Below are 17,045 nucleotides of genomic sequence, written 5' to 3' on the forward strand. Positions count from 1 at the left end.
CCTGGGGGCAGAGATAGACGCGGGCGCCGTGTTGGTGCGCTGGCTTTTCCTGGACCCACGTGCGAGGGAACGAATCGTCAACTGGTCCGATTACGCGTCGGCCGCGGTAGGGGCGATGCGCTACGAGGGCGGTCGTCACGTCGCCGACGCCCGATTGACGGTTCTGATCGACGAATTACGTTCGGCAAGTGCAGACTTCGCCCGGTGGTGGGATGATCACGGTGTGGCGGATCGCACGTCCGTCGACAAGAAGATCGCTCACCCCGTGGTCGGCTGTCTCTCGTTCGGCATCGAATCGCTCGTGTCGCCGCACGATCCGGAGCAACGCTTGATCATCTACACCGTCGAGCCCGAGTCGTCTACTGCTCGGGCACTTCCGGTGCTCGCGTCGTGGGGGCCGGTGGACACCGAATTCGCCACGTCACCGCCCCCCGACTAGTCACCGCGGCATCGACCCGAGCCGAACACTCCCGACACCGGATCGGAGTGCATCCGGTAGCGCTCGGTGGCTACGTTCGACTGGCGGTGCACGAACTCCAGATCGGTTGTCTGGTGTTTGCTCGGACGATCCGGAAGGTCCGAGCGTCAACAGTCCTACTACCCACCTGACGGTTTCGCGGGTTCCACGGGGGCGCCTGGGAGTCCGCCCGTCACCGTTTCGCGGGGGATCGAGGAACAACAGCTGGGCCGGCGGCGCACCGAACGCTGCGGAAAGTGCGAGCAGGTCAGCGACGTCGAGTCATGTCCGCAACAGCCCTGGTGAACCCATGCGCTCGGCCTCCGAGCACGCCGACCGCGGTCGCTGACCTGACGACGTGAGATTGATTCCCTCTGCGCCGAGGCGTTGGTCGACGGTTTCTCCCTGTGACCACGTACAAAGGGCCGTTTCGATGCACGCAGAAGAATTGGGCAGTCAGCGTTGCAGCGGGGGTTACGTGCTTGACATCACAGGTACGCGATCGTACCGTCCATACATAAGAACTGCCGTTCGTAATAGCGAACAACGCTACATGACTCTTGACCCGTCCTAGACCCAGGAGCGTATGTGACCGAAACTCGGCAAACACGACCCGCGGATGCAACCGGTATGGCCGTTGATGACACGTCCGGTGTGAAGAGAGCGGCAAAGGCCGGCTTCTTCGGAACGCTACTTGAGTACTACGAGATGTACATCTTCGCTTCGGCATCAGCCCTGATTTTCGGTACAGTATTTTTCCCTAGTACAGATCCCGCACTTGCGACTCTGCTTTCACTGTCCACTTTCGCGGTAGCATTCGTTGTTAGACCGATCGCAGCAGTTGCGTTGGGGCACCTGGGTGATCGCCTCGGTCGCAAACGGATACTCCTGTTTACCTTGTTTCTGATGGGCGCCGCGACGTTCGTCATCGGGTGTATACCCAGCTTCGACCAAATCGGCTATTGGGGCCCCGGTCTTCTCGTGCTAATGCGGGTACTGCAGGGTATATCCGCTGCGGGAGAGCAAGCCGGGTCGAGTACCCTGACCCTTGAACATGCGCCTCCGGGACGACGCGCGTTTTATTCAAGCTGGACGCCATCCGGGTCGATGGCTGGGTTCTGTCTTGCAACATTGGTCTTCCTCTCAGTCGCGGGGCTTCCTGATCACGCGTTGTACTCGTGGGGATGGCGCATTCCATTCTGGGCAAGTGCCGTCGTTGTTGTCATTGCCTATTACTTTCGTCGGAGGCTGGAAGATCCAGAAGCGTATGAATCCGATCGAGACTCCGGGATGATTCCCGATTTTCCAGTCCTGACGCTGATCAAGACGCATCCCGCTGCCCTCGTCAGAGTCATCCTCTGCTCGATAACCTCCTTGGTATCGACAGTTTTCTCAGTGTTTGGTCTTGCCTTCGCGACCAGCGAAGAGGTTGGTGTACCGAGAACCACGATGTTGCTGACGTCTGTAGTCGCGATTTCTGTTGCAGTCGTCATGCCGCCGATCTGGGGAATCCTCGCAGATCGATACGGCCGCAAACCGACATACATCAGTGGGCTCCTTGGCTGCGCTGTCTCGATTTATCTCTACTTTTGGGCGATCAGCACGGCCAATATTGTGTGCATACTTCTCGGGTCCACCCTACTGATGGGTGTGTTCTATGCTTCTGCGAACGGGTTGTTCCCTTCGTTTTACTCGGAAATGTTCCACACCGGAGTCCGCTTTTCAGGAATGGCCGTCGGCACGCAGACCGGGTGGGCGATTGCAGGATTCGCGCCGATGGTTGGGTGGGCCATAATCGGCAACGATGGGACCAATTGGCTTCCGATCGCCTTGATGGTGTCTGTGGTGTGCTTGGTCGGTGCTGCTGTCGCTGCGACCGCCCCAGAAACATATCGAACACCACTGAACCGGCTGGGCAACAAGATCGACTAGGTATCTGTCGAGCGCGGCTGCTCTGCACCCGGCTCGAGGTCGCCCTGACGTTGGTCCATAGAGCGGCGTCGTCATCGCGGTCTATCGCCTCAACCACCCTTGCTGAGTATGTGCCGGCTCATCGCAAGCATGGTTGTCCGGAGCGGAGCTCAAGTCGAGTCACATCACTGCGCCGGGCGCGTCATAGCCGCCGTGCGCCTTCACAGCCGACTCGTCTGACTCGGCGATCGTAGCGTGGACGTGTTCTGAGCCGTGCTGGATTCAAATGGGTTGACCCGAAGAGATGTACGGGAACCCTGCGGGGTCTCTGAGATGTCCTGATGTGACGGTGAGCCGGAGCAACCGCGATTCATCAACGTCATGTTGCAAGAATGCAGGGTTCAGTTGCCGCGCATCCTACTGGCTAACGATGATGGCCATCTTCGTCCACGTCGGCGTCTGATCATGGTGGCAGAATCGAATGTGCGTTTTAGAGAGCCACCTGCAATTCCATCATTGCGAGCCCTTGCCAATGACCTTCACCGTCTCGTGCGGCTTGCAGCTCCCAGTTGGATCAGGGCATGGTGATGGGTCGACATCGACGGAGCCAGGTGTGATTTCGTTGTTTGCATCGCGGGCAGCGTTCGTATGGGCCCTGGGTGTCGAGCCTTCATTCCAGGGCCGCAGCATCAAAGCGTCTGCGGCCGATATTCCCATGGGGGTTCGCCCGCCTTTGATTTCCCACAGCACATCGATCCCAACCGAAGCTGCACTGACCCGTGCGAAGCAACCCAACTCGAACGCGCACCGTCCAGATGCTGTGACCCTTGACACGATCTCATGGGGAGCCGTAGCGTTTGTCCACATGAATAGGTATTCAGAATGACGAACGCGACTCGTGGTGAGCTTCGCTTGCGAGCGCGCGGATGTGCGGTCAAATTTGGGTGGCTGACAGCGGTTTTCCCCCTTGCGATAGCCGTTGGAGCATGCGGGAGCCCACCCGAGGTTGATCCTGCGCACCGCGAGGTGGCGTTTTCCATCCGCACACTCGATGACCGCTCGCAGAGCCTGCAGGCAATACTTCTCGACGAACAAGCTGAGCAGCAGGACGTGAACTTGCTGCCTGTGATAAATGCTAACGGAGACCCTGCCAAGCAGAACCAAGACATCGGGATTGCCCTGGGGCGAGGTGTCGGAGGCCTAATCGTGAACCCGCTCGATGGAGCGGCAATCGTTCCCGCGGTTGAGCAGGCGAACGTCGATGACGTACCAGTGGTCACCATCGACTCCTCCGCAGCCGGCGGCAACGTCGCTATGGCGGTGCAGGCCGACAACCTCGCACTCGGCGCGCAGGCATGCGACGCAATCGGACAAGCTCTCAATGGGCGCGGGTCGGTCCTCAACCTGCAGGGCGATCTGGCAGGCAATGTCGGAGTCGAGCGTAGCGAAGGCTTCACCGACTGCATCAAGAAGGAATTTCCTGGTATCAGTGTCGTTTCGAAACAGATGGAATGGTCTACCGAGAAATGCGCTGAGGTCGCACAAACAGTGCTGTCCACCACGCAGATCGACGCGATCTATTCGGCGTCTGAGATTATTTGTCTGAATCCGGTCGCAAAGGTGTTGCGGTCGCTGAACCGGTCGGCGCCGGTCGGGTCTCCCGGTCACGTGCCCTTCGTCGCCATCGACGGATCGAGCGAAGGACTGCAGGCTGTGCGCGAGGGAGTCCTCGACGGACTCATCTCTCAACCACGCGACAGGTATGCCGAGGCGGCCGTCTACTGGGTCGACCGGGCGATGCAGAAGTTGCCGATCGAGGCTGGCTCGACACCGCACGGTAGCTCCGTCGTCGTCAGTGAGGACGGGCAATACATCGACAATATTCCGGCACCCATGGTGACAAGGGACAACGTTGACGATTCATCGCTGTGGGGCAATAAATGATCCCGGCAGGCCGGGCCACGGATATGTCGATGAAGGGGACAACGACGGTACCGAAAGGTTCAGACCTATGACCACTCCAGCCGTACAGGTTACTGAGGTCTCCAAGTTCTTCGGCGCCACGCGCGCACTGTCGAATGTCTCGCTCGCCGTCGAGAGGGGAACGTCATTGGCCCTCCTCGGGCGCAACGGCGCAGGCAAGTCCACTCTCGTCTCGGTGATCGCAGGACTATCGTCCCCGGACTCGGGTTCCATCCGGTTCGGCGATGGCCGACACGGGTCCGAGCGCGGCGTCGGATGCGTTTATCAGAAGAGCACTCTCATTCCTGGACTGACCGCAGCTGAGAACATCTCGTTGCACAATTACCCCCGCACACGGGCGGGCTCGATCGACTGGCGGCAGGTGCGGCGCAACGGTACGTCACGGCTGAACGAATGGAATTGCGGTCACGTCAGCAACAAACTGGTCGAAGACCTTGAGCCGGTCGAACGAAAAATCGTCGAGATAAGTCGGGTTCTGTCACTCGAGCCTGACGTCCTGCTCCTGGACGAACCGACCGCCGGGCTGGACTACGCCGGTTCCCAGCGATTGTTCAAACATATTCACGAGGCACGGGACCGTGGCGTTTCCATCATCTACGTCTCGCATCACCTCGAAGAAATTTTCGATGTCTGCCAGACGACCACCGTCCTGCGCGACGGAGAGGTTGTCCTCGACTGTAGTCTTGATGGTCTCAATGTCACCCACCTAGTCGATGCCATGGTCGGCGACGATCGAAGCGCCCAGAGGGTGCAGCAGCCGCCGGCCGTCTCTGCGAAAGAGCCGTTGCTGAGGGTGACGGGGTTGACAGGATCGCGCTTCGACGAGGTAAGTTTCGACGTCCGGCCGGGCGAATGCGTGGGTATCACCGGGCTGGACGGATCTGGGCACGTACAGATCGCCGAGGCGCTGTGCGGATTGTCTCGACCCGAAAGCGGCACAGTGTCCCTGTCAGGGACCGTTCTCAAAGCCACAGATGTTCGTGGCTGCATCGCGGCCGGGATCGGGTTCGTTCCGGAGGACCGCAACACGGGCGGTTTTGTGCCGGCCCTTTCGATCGCAGAGAACGCCACGCTTCCAGTTATGCGCCAAATCACCAATGTCCTGCGCGTGATCGATCGGAAGAAACGCGAATCCATTTATCAAGGGTTGGCCGACGATTGGGCAATTAAAGCGTGGGGCCCTGCGCAACCCGTCGGTGAGCTCAGCGGCGGTAACCAACAGAAAGTGGTTTTGGCTCGTGCGGTGTCGTCGGATCCTGACGTGTTGATTTTGATGAACCCCACCGCCGGCGTCGACGTTGCAGCAAAGCAGTCGATCTACGAAAGCGTCCAACATTTGGCTGCGCGGGGCAAATCGATCGTCATCGTCTCATCCGACGACGAGGACTTCTCGATCTGCCATCGTGCCATCGTACTGTTCCAGGGCCGGGTTCATCGAGAACTGATTGCGCCCTTCTCCGACACCGAACTCTCCACATCCATCCAAGGAAACTAAAATGACTCAAGTGTCTACGACAGCCGTGCCCGGCGGATCGGAACCGATCTCGGACTCCGCCAGGACTAGTTTTTCCCTGTCCGGCAAGAATTTGCAAAATATTGCCCTCGTGCCCGTGATAGCCGTGGTCTGTGTTCTCGGTGCGATAGTCAGCCCGCACTTCATGACTTCTACTAACATCATCGACAACGTTCTGGCATTGTCAGCGCCCTTGGCGATCCTCGTCATCGCAGAAAGCATCATCTTGATTGGCGGATTCTTCGATCTGTCGCTGCAGTCGACGGTAAGTTTCTCAGTGATCGTTCTAGCGGTTCTGATCGCGGCGCCCGCCACGGGCACCCGCGGATACGACCTGCCGCTGCCGCTCGCCCTGTTCATCACGTTTGCTGTCGTCCTATTGATTGGGCTGCTCAACGGTTTCCTGGTCTCTGTTCTGAAACTGAACGCCTTCATCGTCACCTTGGCGATGCTCATCCTCATCCAGGGTGTGACGCTGGGCATTTCGAACGGTCAGACCTACACCGAGCTGCCCGACTTCGTGCTGTGGCTCGGAAGCGGCAGCGTTCTGGGTCTGCCCATCCAGGCGGCTATTTTCATCGGAGCTTTCGCGATCGCTGTTGCAGTGATGCGGCTCACCCCAACTGGTCGCGGCATATACGCGATGGGCGGCAGTATCGAAGCCGCTCGAGCTGCCGGTCTGAATATCCGTCGACTGACCGTCGGGCTCTTCGTAGCCGGCAGTCTGTTGGCCCTACTCGCAGGTCTCATGCTCGCCGCCCAAACGTCTGTGGCGACCGGAACACTCGGCGACAACATCATCTTCACCGTCTTTGCCGCCGCCGTCCTCGGTGGTATCGACCTCAACGGCGGCCGGGGCACCCTCATCGGTGCCGCACTCGGTGTACTGCTGTTGAGCATCATTCAGAACATTCTGACCTTGTCCAACGTGCCGTCGTTCTGGATCAATGCTGCTTACGGAGTGATCATCCTGGGCGCCCTGCTGATCGGCCGTGTGTCGTCGATGATTTCGAATCTCCGTCAGTTGTCCAACCGCCGCCGGAGTGAGCATTACTCGGGTTCATCGTAGCTGCGTCTCGGTCCTTGCCTTCGCGGCGGCGGCGCTTGCCGCACCTGGGTCGCCAACTGCTCGACGCGCGGCCGCGGCGTCATTGACGGCGCCTCGCAACGGACCACGCGGTCGTCGCGAGACATATGAGAGGGGATCCGGCCGCGGTCACCGCCGGCATCCGACCGCCTACGTGAGGGAGGGCCCGATCATGCCACCGGAGGGTCCGTCGAGAGGGCGCTAGCCATGAGCATGGCGTTTCCCTCGGCGGCCGCCGGGGATGCGCCGCCACACGCGGTTCCGCCCTGTCGGCTGATTTGCCTCATCGGTGACGAGCAGCGTCACCGCCTAGAGGCCGTCCACGGTGGCATCGCACCTATCCTAACGAAAGTCCCGACCACCCCAGATTGCTTCTTCTGATGAACACGCGGGCAGAACCGCTCCGCGAGCGGCAATCGCTGCTGCGGCGGACCGATCTCCGTCGTACGGGGCTGTCGTCAGGTGCAATGTCACGACAGGTCCAGAAACTGCTGAAGGTAGGGAACACTGGAAACCGGAGTGGCGACAGGACGAGTCCCGGGCTTGCTGCTTGAGATCGATGGTGCTAGCGAGAAGCAACGAGTTCGTCCAGGTCGCAGCGGTGGCGACGCCTTCGGCTTCGAGTAATCGTCTGCTTCCCGGAGCCACGGCTGGCAACATGCCGGCGGATGCGGCCAGGAGGACGCGCCACGTGACGAGACCGGCGATGATCCAGCCGTCGAACAAGCCGATGTCCAGTCCAACCACTGTTGTTGCGGTGGCTGCGGCAGCGCGCTCCGCAAAAGCTGGTCTTACGACGGTGGGAATCAGAACACCAAGGCGATAGCGGAGACAAGTTCGACGACGAAGGAGCTGACCGCGAACGAGGGCAAGGGCCGTGAATTCGATGCTGCCGCCAGCAGCGCAGAGTGCACAGATTGCGCGCTCGCTCACAGACGAGCGTGTGTCGATCGGCCGACGGCACGGGAATGAGATGCCGACCGCGTGGCCGACCAGGCGACCGAGGCTCAGTTCTGCCGGACTCTGCTGTGCGCGGGGATTCTGCGCGTACTTGATCTCGGCCCTTCGTGGGGTCTGCTGATATTAACGGCTGCCCGGATCGGGACAAACGGGGAATCCGGAACTCTGGTAGTTGGTGATACTGGGTTCGTGATTCACCAGAACGCGATCGGACAGCGTGCGGATTTTCTCCAGTGATGCCATTGCATCGAGAGGAGAGACAAAGTTCGCGACATGCATCGGAATGGCAAAGTTGTCCAGTAGGTTCGCCGCATCGCCCGTCACACACAGCACGCCCTCAGCGGTGTTGACCAGAACGGACTGGTGTCCGGGAGTATGTCCCGGTGTTTGAATGACTCGGAGACCGCGGAGGACATCGTAGTCGTCAGAATCGACGATAGTGCAGTTGAGAAAGGTCAAATCGGGACCAGTCCAGTCGAGGTCATAGGTCCAGCACTGGGCATTGCTGGGTGCTGCACCGAACTCCCACTCAGCACGCGAGATGTAGAATTGGGCGTCGGGGAATGCAAGGTTGTTTCCGCTGTGGTCGTAATGCAGATGGGTATTTATGATCAGATCGACGTCGGTGAGCTTCCATCCAATATGAGCAAGCGCACCATCGATCTGTTCCTCAGCAGGCTGTAGATGCTTGTTGGTGACCGACCATTTCTCCGGATTCGACAAGCCGGTGTCGACCAAGATCTTGTGCCCGTTCCCCTCGATGGCGGCGATATACACCGGCAGATCGAGCATGGTCCCCGGTTCCGATCCGTAGACGGATTCACATCGATCGGCGTGGATCATGCCCACCCGGACGGCGTGAACTGTGTAACACGGCAGCATTGAGTCGGCCCTTCATGTCGCGGTCTTCGGATCACGTCGGATTGAACTACTCGCGACTCTGCCACCGAACACGGCGTGTCGACGACGACAGGCGCGCTGACCTCAATCGTCATCAGCCTGATCGCTCGAGTCGCGGCTCTCAGACGGACAGGTCGGTCGTGGGCGGGGTGCGGTAGGACGCGATTACTTCTTTGAGGCCCTCCCTGGAGATCCGAGCCTTTACCGCCTTGACGCTGTCGGTGGTATGGGCGATCGCGTCGTACTCCGGTGGCGTGGACAACGACTGTCGCGCGCCCATCGCATCCATGGAAGTAGTGATCGACGCTTTCTTCAACGCCAAGATGTCCGGCGGAGTCAGTGCAATCCGCTCGGCGAGCGAACGCACCCGGTCAAGCAGTTGATCGGCCGGCACGGCGTGGTTTGCCCACCCCCACTCGACGGCGGTGCGACCGTCGATGCTGTTACCCGGGACGAAAGTGATCTCCTTCGCGCGTTTGGGTCCGACAAGAGTAGCCCAGACCGGGGATACATAGCCCGCACCGACGGGAATTGTCACGAGTCCGATCTTAGCGTCCTCGGTGACGATGGTAATGTCGGTCATCGCGGCGAGTTGGCTGCCACCGGCGATGCAGTAGCCGTGGACCGCACCGATGATCGGTTTGGGATGATCCCACATTGCGATGTACCGATTAAGATTTCGTCGCATTCGGGCTAGGTCGTCCACCACATCGACCGGGGCGTCCGGTGCAACTTGGCCGAGGTCGTATCCGGCGCTGAAGCCTTTGCCCTCACCGCGGATCGCAATGACAGGTTCACCATTGTGTTCGAGCCAGTCGAGCGCCGCGGAGAATTCTTCGAGCATTTCTCTCGATAGAGCATTGGCCTTGTGGGGCCGATCGAGGATGATCCAGGAAATCGGTTTCTCGTGTTCGACACGGATCGTCGTGAATGTCGATGGATCGGATGAAACTTTCATGATTGCTGTCCTAAGAGATGTAATGGCCCGATGTTTGCGGACTGCGTGACGAGTGCACGCACTGTGGATGAACGTCAGCCGTTAAGTCGAGCTCCCGGTTGACGAAGCGACGAGCAGGTCGGGCAGCGTCCGGCCGATCAGAGTTTCTGCCTCTGTGACAATCAGATCGACCACCTCAGCGCAGCTCAGGACCTTCGAGACCAGACCTTGCGACTGACCCGCCCACCACATCCCATCGTCCATGCGACCGTCGGCAAGTACCGACTGCCGGCCACGGGCACCAGAGGCCAGTGCGGCAATGTCGGCGAAGGTGCTGTCAGGGCGGTCTTCGATCTGCCGAATTTCCTCCGAGATCGCGTTGCGGGCTACCCGCGCCGTGTTGCGGAACTTCCGGAACACCAGTGTCGTGTCGCGTTCGGTGTTGGCGACGATCTGGTTCTTCACGTTCGGGTGGACCCCCGCTTCTGTAGTCGCGACGAACCGGGTCCCCATATTGATGGCGTCAGCGCCGAGCGCCAGAGCCGCGGCGAGTCCGGGGCCGGTTGCAAAACCACCCGAAGCAATGATCGGCAGGTCCACTCTTGCCGCCACAGCGGGGATAAGCACCAACCCGGGTACGTCGTCCTCCCCTGGATGCCCTGCGCACTCGAACCCATCCACCGAGATGGCGTCGACCCCGAGGCGCTGCGCCGATTGCGAATGACGTACGGCCACGGCTTTGTGCACTACTTTGACGCCGGCTTTCTTGAGCGCAGGCAGGTGGGCGGACGGGTTCGCTCCCGCGGTCTCGACGATTCGGATCCCATTGTCGATGATGACCTGGCGGTACTCGTCGTAAGGTACTGGCGTGATCGTGGGCAGGATCGTCAGGTTTACCCCGAACGGGCGATCGGTAAGTTTTTGCGTTCGGACGATTTCCTCGTCGAGCAGTGCCGGGGTGGGCTGCGTGAGCGCGGACAGAAATCCAAGTGCTCCCGCATTTGCCACTGCGGCAATCAAGTCGGCTTTGCCGACACCGACCATGCCTCCACAGACGATCGGGTGCTCGATGCCGAACTCACGGGTGAAACGCGTGGTGATCATGTAGGCCGTACCTCCTGTTGCGCCGGTGCGCGGGTCATGTGTTCACGGGGAACTTTCGTGTTCACGGACGCTCAGGCGCGGCGAACACCGCTTCGCGGTCTCGGCCGACAAATGACCACGGCAACCCGACGACGTCGTATTTCCCCATGGCCGAACTGCGAACCGACTGGATCAGACCTGTCGAACGCAGGAATGAATCGGTGGCGAGATCACGCGCGCTCAACACGAGCGCGGCCGGGACGCCGAGGGCACGCAGGCGATCGTCGAGATCGGCAACCGATCCGATGTCATCAGTGGGATCCAGGTCGATTAGCTGACCCCGTCGAGTGATGGCCGGAAGCTGTTCGCCGACGATTGCCTCCAATTGTTCGACATCGGCTCTGTCGCGCAGCGACACAGCGGCAAGATCGTGGCCACCGTCGATACGAACGAAGACGTCGCCCCCGACCGCCGGGGCCCGGTAAGCGTCCTCGACGCTGACACCGTCGAGTTCGATGAGTTGAGCGGCGATCAGTTCCGCCATGGAGATGTCGACAGCAGCACTGGCGTCATGGGTCGGGGCCAGCGCCCAGGCCAGCACCCACGCGTTCAGCGCGACACTGGTCAGTACGTCGGCGACCGGAACGCCCATGTCGGCCATGTCGTTCAGCGGGTTTCGCGTAGACGCGGTGACACCGGAAAACGCATGCACGTTGTGCCCGTAGGCGCGATAGTCGGCCCACGGACCGACGCGCCCGAAGCCACTCGATGTCAGAGAAAGTTTTGGCGTCGGCTCCGCAGTCACTGAGGCAGCGTCGATCCCCACACTACTGGCTCGTCGTTTCGTGACATTTTGAATCACCACGTCGAATTTCGTTAAGTCGAGCGAGCTGCCCTGTTCGTCCACGGTGATGTCCATGCCGGTCTTGCTGTAATTAATGTGGTTGAAATAGCCACTACGGTTCAGGTCGGGTTCACCGGGTGCGAACGGGCCACGACGCCGGTAGACATCGAGTCGTTGAGGATCCTCCATTTTCGTCACTCGGGCGCCCATCGCCCCGAGCCAAGCAGCTCCCAGGGGTACTGCGAGTACGTTGCCGGCATCGAGAACTCGGAGGTCCTTCAGGTCGATGACTGTCTGCATCCGCGGCTCGGAAACCTTCCCCGCCACGTCGGTGACCACCGCGGGTAGTGGAAGCGCCGTGCCGGCATGGAACCCGGAGCACCGGCCGCTGTCGAGGGTGCGATTGATGAATGTCGACACCGAGTTGACCGAGGTGCATGGCACACCCGCACTCTGCAGTATCTTTTCGGCTTCAGCGGCGAGTTTGTCGCGCACCCAGTTCGTCATGGCGGCGTTGACTTCGTCCGGCCGGTCGCGGCCTTCTTCTAGGGTGGGAATGGAGTCGAGTCGCGGCGCGAGGGCGTTGCATAGCCCCTCCCACTGGTGCTGCTCGAGCACGCACACGTACACGTGCCCGTCTTCGCACTGGAAGAAGCCGGTCGGCGCGCCGTACCGAATACTACCGCCGCCGCCGGGGCAGTCGGCCAACACATGCCCCATCTCGAGCGCAAGGCCTGTGGAAACAAGTACGGCTTGAGCTGAGACATCGACATGGAGGGGTTCACGGTCGCGGCGAAAAGTGTGCAGCCCATGTAGTGCTGCCACCGCAAAAGCAATGCCGACCATGCGCAATCCGAGATGGCCAGGAGTCACGGTCGGTGGCAACGCCGCATCGAACCGGGCATGCGCCAGGAAGCCGCCGGATGCCTCGACGGTCAACTCTGAACCGCGGGCATTGCCGCGATCGCCGTCGATCCCGAACGAACTGACGGTAACCCAGACAGAACGGTTCGTGCGCTGCACTCGGGCGAGGTAATCCTCGGCCTGATGCGTGTCGTGTGCGTCCGGCGGGAACAGCCCGGGGATCACTGGTGCAGTCTCGATCCGATCGACCAGGACGATGTCTACGTCCGGCCCCGTCGTCGGGTCCTCGCCTGCTCCCACCGTGGCGCCGAACTGCCGCAGGGTAGCTTCCGCGGCTCGCATTGCCGCCGAGGTTCCGTAGCACTGGACGGTTACTCCGTGGAGCCACGTGATGGTTTCCACCGAGTCGGTCGTTACGGTCGCGGTGCTTGTGCGGACATCCACGTCCCACTCTCCTGACGTTCGTAATTATGAACGGACTTACGTAATGCTAAACCAGGTATAGCCGAGTGTGCTTCACCTTTTCAAGGGGGGTGGAGACGTCGGCGAACTGTCTGGTTGCCGCCCGCGGGCTGTTTGGCCTGCACAGGGGGCGGGTTGACATAGACCGCGTCCGAAAATATTCTTAATTGAGAACAGAGATTCGTAATTATGAACGCATGCACGTGGTCCGCCTTGGGTTCGACTCGCGGCGGCTCGATGCCAGGAGGGCACATGACCAAGACCGACTCGGCAACAAACTTCGGGGGCTCGGGACCACTCTCTGCAGGCGAGATCGGCGTCGCGGTCCAGAGCGCGAACATCCCCCCGCTGGTGATGATCGTCTACCAGTTCACTGGCGACCGGGCGTGGCTCTCCGACCGATATCGGCCGGCACGCATCAGGGGGTTGAACCCCCGAACCGACGGTGGTCTATCACCGGAAGCTCAGGCCGAGGTGCGCGCCGCGGCGGTCCCGGTCATCGTTGCACTCTCGGCCGGCGAAGAACCGGCGATCACTACCGTCGACGGTGACGAGATGGCTGAGCTGATTTCGTTCTTTCTCGGCGAAGACGTCGATTCCAGGTACGGGCCCATGCTCGGAGCGGAGATCGAACGCCGATCGAAGACCCGAGGTGCCCCACTCGCGCCGCCCGTCGAGACACCGGCCGGTCTTCGCGCGGCCGTCATCGGTCTCGGTCTCGCCGGGCTCGCTGCAGTGAACATGCTGCAGACGATGGGTATTGAGGACTACACGGTTTTCGAACGTGGCGACGACGTCGGAGGCGTGTGGAGTGTCAACAAATACCCGGGTGCTGGTGTTGACACTCCGAGTCATCTTTATACGTTCTCGTTCGCGTACCAAGACTGGGCCCGTCATTTCGAGCTTCGTGACGAGCTGCATGCCTACTTTGTCGATGTGTTCGACCGACTGCAGGTGCGCGAACACGTCCGCTTCGGTACCGAGGTCATCCGGCTCGACTACGACGAGAACACCGCCATCTGGACGATCACGGCCAAGGAGCCCTCGGGCGCAACTGAGACCCACACGGCCAACATCGTGCTGAGCACCGTCGGTGCGCTGAACAAGCCGAAGCTGCCACAGCTGCCGGGATTGGACGCCTTCCGTGGTCAGCAATTTCACTCCACTCACTGGCCCGACGACATCGATCTGAGTGACAAGCACGTCGCGATCGTGGGCGCTGGCGCCAGTTCGCAGCAGATCGCGCCAGCCATCTCCTCCCGCGCCGCAAACGTCACCATCTACCAGCGGTCGCCGCAATGGGTCGCCCCCTTCCCTCTATTTCGTCAGGAGATCGGCGAAAGCCAACGACGACTGCTCGCCAGCACACCTCTCTTCCACGCTTGGGCGTGGCTCGAGCAGTTCTGGCAGTTCGGCGACACGGTCATTCACCACTTGCGTATCGATCCCACCTGGCAACACCTCGACCGCTCGGTCAACGAACGCAACGAGGGTCAACGTCGATTCTTCACGCGGTACATAGAGGAAAAACTCGAGAACCGGCCCGATCTCGTGGCGAAGGCCGTTCCCGACTACCCGCCCTTCGGCAAGCGAATTCTGTTGGACAACGGCTGGTACGACACACTCAAGAGGGACAATGTCGAGCTCGTGACCAATAGTGTGACCGAGGTCGATGCCACTGGCATCACCGACTCCCAGGGACAGCACCGCGATGTCGATGTGATCGTGTGGGCCACCGGTTTTCACGCTGACCGATTCCTCGACTCAATCGATGTCTACGGCCGCGGTGGTCGCAGACTGCGAGATACTTGGGGCACCGATGACCCGAGGGCGTACCTGGGCGTGTCGGTACCCCACTTCCCCAATTTCTTCATGCTCGGTGGACCGGGATCATTTCCGGGCAGCGGTTCGGTGATGTATGTAACAGAGGTACAGGCACGCTACGTCCGCGAACTCTTGGGCAAGATGTTCGCCGAAGGCACCACAGCCATTTCTGTGACCGAAGAACTCAATGACCGCTATAACGCGGAAATGGACGAACTCCATGCGAGGACCGTCTGGAGCCACCAGGGTTTCAGTACGTACTACCGCAACTCCAAGGGGCGGGTCGTGTTCATCATGCCATTCACCAATTTGGAGTACTGGGAGCGCGTGCGAGGCGCCAGCCTCGACGATTACGAACGACATGGGGTTGCCTACGTCCCTGCCGCCAACGCTACGGCGTCAGTCTGAACGCGGGGGAGTGCATGAATTTCACGACCCTCGGGTGGGAGGTCGAGGACGGAGTTCTGACGCTGACGCTCGATCGACCCGATCATCTCAACGCCTTCGATCTCACGATGGCAAACGAACTCGTGCGTGCTTTCGAGAGGGTACGAGTCGACAACATGGTGCGCGCGGTTGTGGTCACGGGAGCCGGACGGGCGTTTTGTGCGGGCATGGATCTATCGACCGCAGGGAACGTCTTCGGACTCGACGAGGAGGCCAATCCCACTCCACAAGCACTGCGCAATCATCTCACCGAGGCTCCGTTCCAAGATGGCGTCCGCGATGCCGGTGGAAAAGTGACCTTGGCGATCCACGCGTGTGACAAGCCTGTGATCGCGGCGATTAACGGTGCTGCCGTGGGTGTCGGAGCCACGATGACACTGGCTATGGACGTACGCCTGGTGTCGACCGAAGCCCGTTTCGGGTTGATCTTCGGACGACTCGGCATCGTCCCCGAAGCTGCGTCCTCCTACTTTCTGCCTCGGATCGTCGGTATCTCAAAGGCGTTGGAATTGGTTTACGCAGCAGACATCTTGAGCGGTGACGAGCTTGTCAAAAATGGGCTGGCGCGGTCTGTCCATGAACCCCTGGACCTGGTTTCAGACGCGGTGGCGTTGGCCCACAAATTCATCGACGGTCGGTCGAACGTGGCGTTGGCGCTGTCGCGGCGATTGCTGTACGCAGGTGCCGGGTCGACCGATCCGTTGCAGGCCCACCGACGTGACAGTCTCGCTATGTGGCATACGTCTAGGGGGGACGGCAAAGAGGGGGTGGCGGCCTTCCTGGAGAAGCGGGCACCCGTCTTCACCCGCACCGCAGCCGATATACCCGAACTCGACGAATGAATGGCGAACGCGTGGAATGTTCTGTCATGAGCAATGAACTGCTGTACTCGGTCGAAGGCCACGTCGCGTACCTAACCCTCAATCGTCCCCGCAAGCTCAACGCGATCGACGCTGCACTCGACGAGCAGCTCGCGGCGCGTTGGGACGAGGTCGATGGCGATCCGGACATCTGGGTCGCTGTGCTGCGGGGAGCCGGTGACCGGGCATTCTGTGCCGGCGGCGACATCAGTGGCAGCACCGATACATTGCCGGCGCGTATCGCCCTGGGTGGAGGTCTGACCGGCATCGGCGGACCCCTAAGGCACCTTCGCCCACCCCTGGTCGCCGCCGTCCATGGTCATGTCCTCGGCGGCGGATTCGAACTGGCGATGTGCGCCGACATCATCGTGGCGGCCGACGACAGCCAGTTCGGACTACCCGAAGTGCGGGCGGGAATCATCGGCGAGGCGGGCGTGGTACACCGGGCGGTCCGGCAACTGCCACATCGAGTTGCGATGGCGATGATTCTGACCGGTGAGACGTTGTCGGCGCACGATGCGCTGCACTTCGGACTCGTCAACGAGGTCGTACCCCGCGCTCAGCTTGCCCAAGCCGAGAAAAGATGGGTCGACAGACTGACCGCGTCTTCGCCGTTGGCGCAGCAGGCGGCAAAGCAAGCAGTCCTCGCGCGCGCAAATCACCCTCTCGAGACGGCCCTTTCGACAAAGTTCGAGGCGATCGAGGCCTACGCCGCATCCGATGATGTCCTTGAGGGTCGACTTGCCCGCGCGGAAAAACGTGTGCCGAGGTGGACCGGCCGTTAGCACGTGACGCTTGCTTCACAGGTACAGGCACCGCGAATGCTTGTACGATATATTGAATGCTGGCGGGCGTCGCAACGGAGGAAGCATGCAAAGTGGAGCGGTTGCGTCGATCGCGGCCGAACATCGAA

At 60.8% G+C, this 17,045-nt stretch carries 12 protein-coding genes; 8 read left to right on the forward strand and 4 right to left on the reverse strand.

The features are described 5' to 3' along the window. The 5 genes from ASG69_RS22810 to ASG69_RS21350 form a co-directional block, all read left to right on the forward strand. The coding region (locus ASG69_RS22810) for an MmyB family transcriptional regulator (protein WP_442971106.1) at window positions 1-439 on the forward strand (439 nt) is incomplete at its 5' end. A gap of 648 nt (window positions 440-1,087) precedes the next feature. After that, complete coding sequence (locus ASG69_RS21335) at window positions 1,088-2,389, forward strand: MFS transporter (RefSeq protein WP_056442861.1); 1,302 nt, start codon at window positions 1,088-1,090, stop codon at window positions 2,387-2,389. Window positions 2,390-3,394: 1,005 nt separating this feature from the next. Further along, entirely contained in the window at window positions 3,395-4,312 is a 918-nt protein-coding gene (locus ASG69_RS21340) for a sugar ABC transporter substrate-binding protein (RefSeq protein ID WP_056442859.1), read from the forward strand. 67 nt (window positions 4,313-4,379) lie between these two features. Further along, window positions 4,380-5,846: a sugar ABC transporter ATP-binding protein gene (locus ASG69_RS21345; protein ID WP_056442856.1), complete on the forward strand. Its 1,467-nt coding sequence runs from the start codon at window positions 4,380-4,382 to the stop codon at window positions 5,844-5,846. Between the two features lie 10 nt (window positions 5,847-5,856). Beyond that, window positions 5,857-6,933: an ABC transporter permease gene (locus tag ASG69_RS21350; protein WP_162246753.1), complete on the forward strand. Its 1,077-nt coding sequence runs from the start codon at window positions 5,857-5,859 to the stop codon at window positions 6,931-6,933. Window positions 6,934-8,034: 1,101 nt separating this feature from the next. Here the strand turns inward: ASG69_RS21350 and ASG69_RS21355 are convergent. The 4 genes from ASG69_RS21355 to ASG69_RS21370 all read right to left on the reverse strand — a co-directional run bounded on the left by ASG69_RS21355 (window position 8,035) and on the right by ASG69_RS21370 (window position 12,983). Then, a complete protein-coding gene (locus ASG69_RS21355; RefSeq protein WP_162246752.1) occupies window positions 8,035-8,754 on the reverse strand; it encodes an N-acyl homoserine lactonase family protein in 720 nt (239 codons plus the stop codon). A gap of 178 nt (window positions 8,755-8,932) precedes the next feature. After that, window positions 8,933-9,769 carry an enoyl-CoA hydratase/isomerase family protein gene (locus ASG69_RS21360; protein ID WP_056442848.1) on the reverse strand — a complete coding sequence of 279 codons (837 nt, stop codon included), beginning with the start codon at window positions 9,767-9,769 and terminating at the stop codon, window positions 8,933-8,935. Between the two features lie 81 nt (window positions 9,770-9,850). Continuing rightward, entirely contained in the window at window positions 9,851-10,852 is a 1,002-nt protein-coding gene (locus tag ASG69_RS21365; protein WP_056442844.1) for an NAD(P)H-dependent flavin oxidoreductase, read from the reverse strand. 61 nt (window positions 10,853-10,913) lie between these two features. After that, on the reverse strand, window positions 10,914-12,983 hold the full coding sequence (locus tag ASG69_RS21370; protein ID WP_056442841.1) for a CoA transferase: 2,070 nt from the start codon (window positions 12,981-12,983) through the stop codon (window positions 10,914-10,916). Window positions 12,984-13,253: 270 nt separating this feature from the next. On the opposite strand from ASG69_RS21370, the gene ASG69_RS21375 reads away from it, so the two are divergent. From ASG69_RS21375 to ASG69_RS21385, 3 genes are read left to right on the forward strand one after another with little or no spacing between them, the layout of a single operon-like run. Next, window positions 13,254-15,233 carry a flavin-containing monooxygenase gene (locus ASG69_RS21375; protein WP_056442838.1) on the forward strand — a complete coding sequence of 660 codons (1,980 nt, stop codon included), beginning with the start codon at window positions 13,254-13,256 and terminating at the stop codon, window positions 15,231-15,233. A gap of 14 nt (window positions 15,234-15,247) precedes the next feature. After that, window positions 15,248-16,114, forward strand: a complete 867-nt coding sequence (locus ASG69_RS21380) for a crotonase/enoyl-CoA hydratase family protein (protein WP_056442835.1) — start codon at window positions 15,248-15,250, stop codon at window positions 16,112-16,114. 26 nt (window positions 16,115-16,140) lie between these two features. Continuing rightward, on the forward strand, window positions 16,141-16,917 hold the full coding sequence (locus ASG69_RS21385; RefSeq protein WP_056442831.1) for an enoyl-CoA hydratase-related protein: 777 nt from the start codon (window positions 16,141-16,143) through the stop codon (window positions 16,915-16,917). Window positions 16,918-17,045 lie beyond the last annotated feature (128 nt).

It is taken from the genome of Rhodococcus sp. Leaf225 (assembly GCF_001426145.1).
Classification (GTDB): Bacteria; Actinomycetota; Actinomycetes; order Mycobacteriales; family Mycobacteriaceae; genus Rhodococcoides.

Coding starts and splice junctions, on each gene's coding strand:
- ASG69_RS21385 (WP_056442831.1), top strand. CDS start 16,141: ATGAGCAATGAACTGCTGTACTCGGTCGAAGGCCACGTCGCGTACCTA.
- ASG69_RS21335 (WP_056442861.1), top strand. CDS start 1,088: ATGGCCGTTGATGACACGTCCGGTGTGAAGAGAGCGGCAAAGGCCGGC.
- ASG69_RS21360 (WP_056442848.1), bottom strand. CDS start 9,769: ATGAAAGTTTCATCCGATCCATCGACATTCACGACGATCCGTGTCGAA.
- ASG69_RS21345 (WP_056442856.1), top strand. CDS start 4,380: ATGACCACTCCAGCCGTACAGGTTACTGAGGTCTCCAAGTTCTTCGGC.
- ASG69_RS21355 (WP_162246752.1), bottom strand. CDS start 8,754: ATGATCCACGCCGATCGATGTGAATCCGTCTACGGATCGGAACCGGGG.
- ASG69_RS21365 (WP_056442844.1), bottom strand. CDS start 10,852: ATGATCACCACGCGTTTCACCCGTGAGTTCGGCATCGAGCACCCGATC.
- ASG69_RS21380 (WP_056442835.1), top strand. CDS start 15,248: ATGAATTTCACGACCCTCGGGTGGGAGGTCGAGGACGGAGTTCTGACG.
- ASG69_RS21375 (WP_056442838.1), top strand. CDS start 13,254: ATGACCAAGACCGACTCGGCAACAAACTTCGGGGGCTCGGGACCACTC.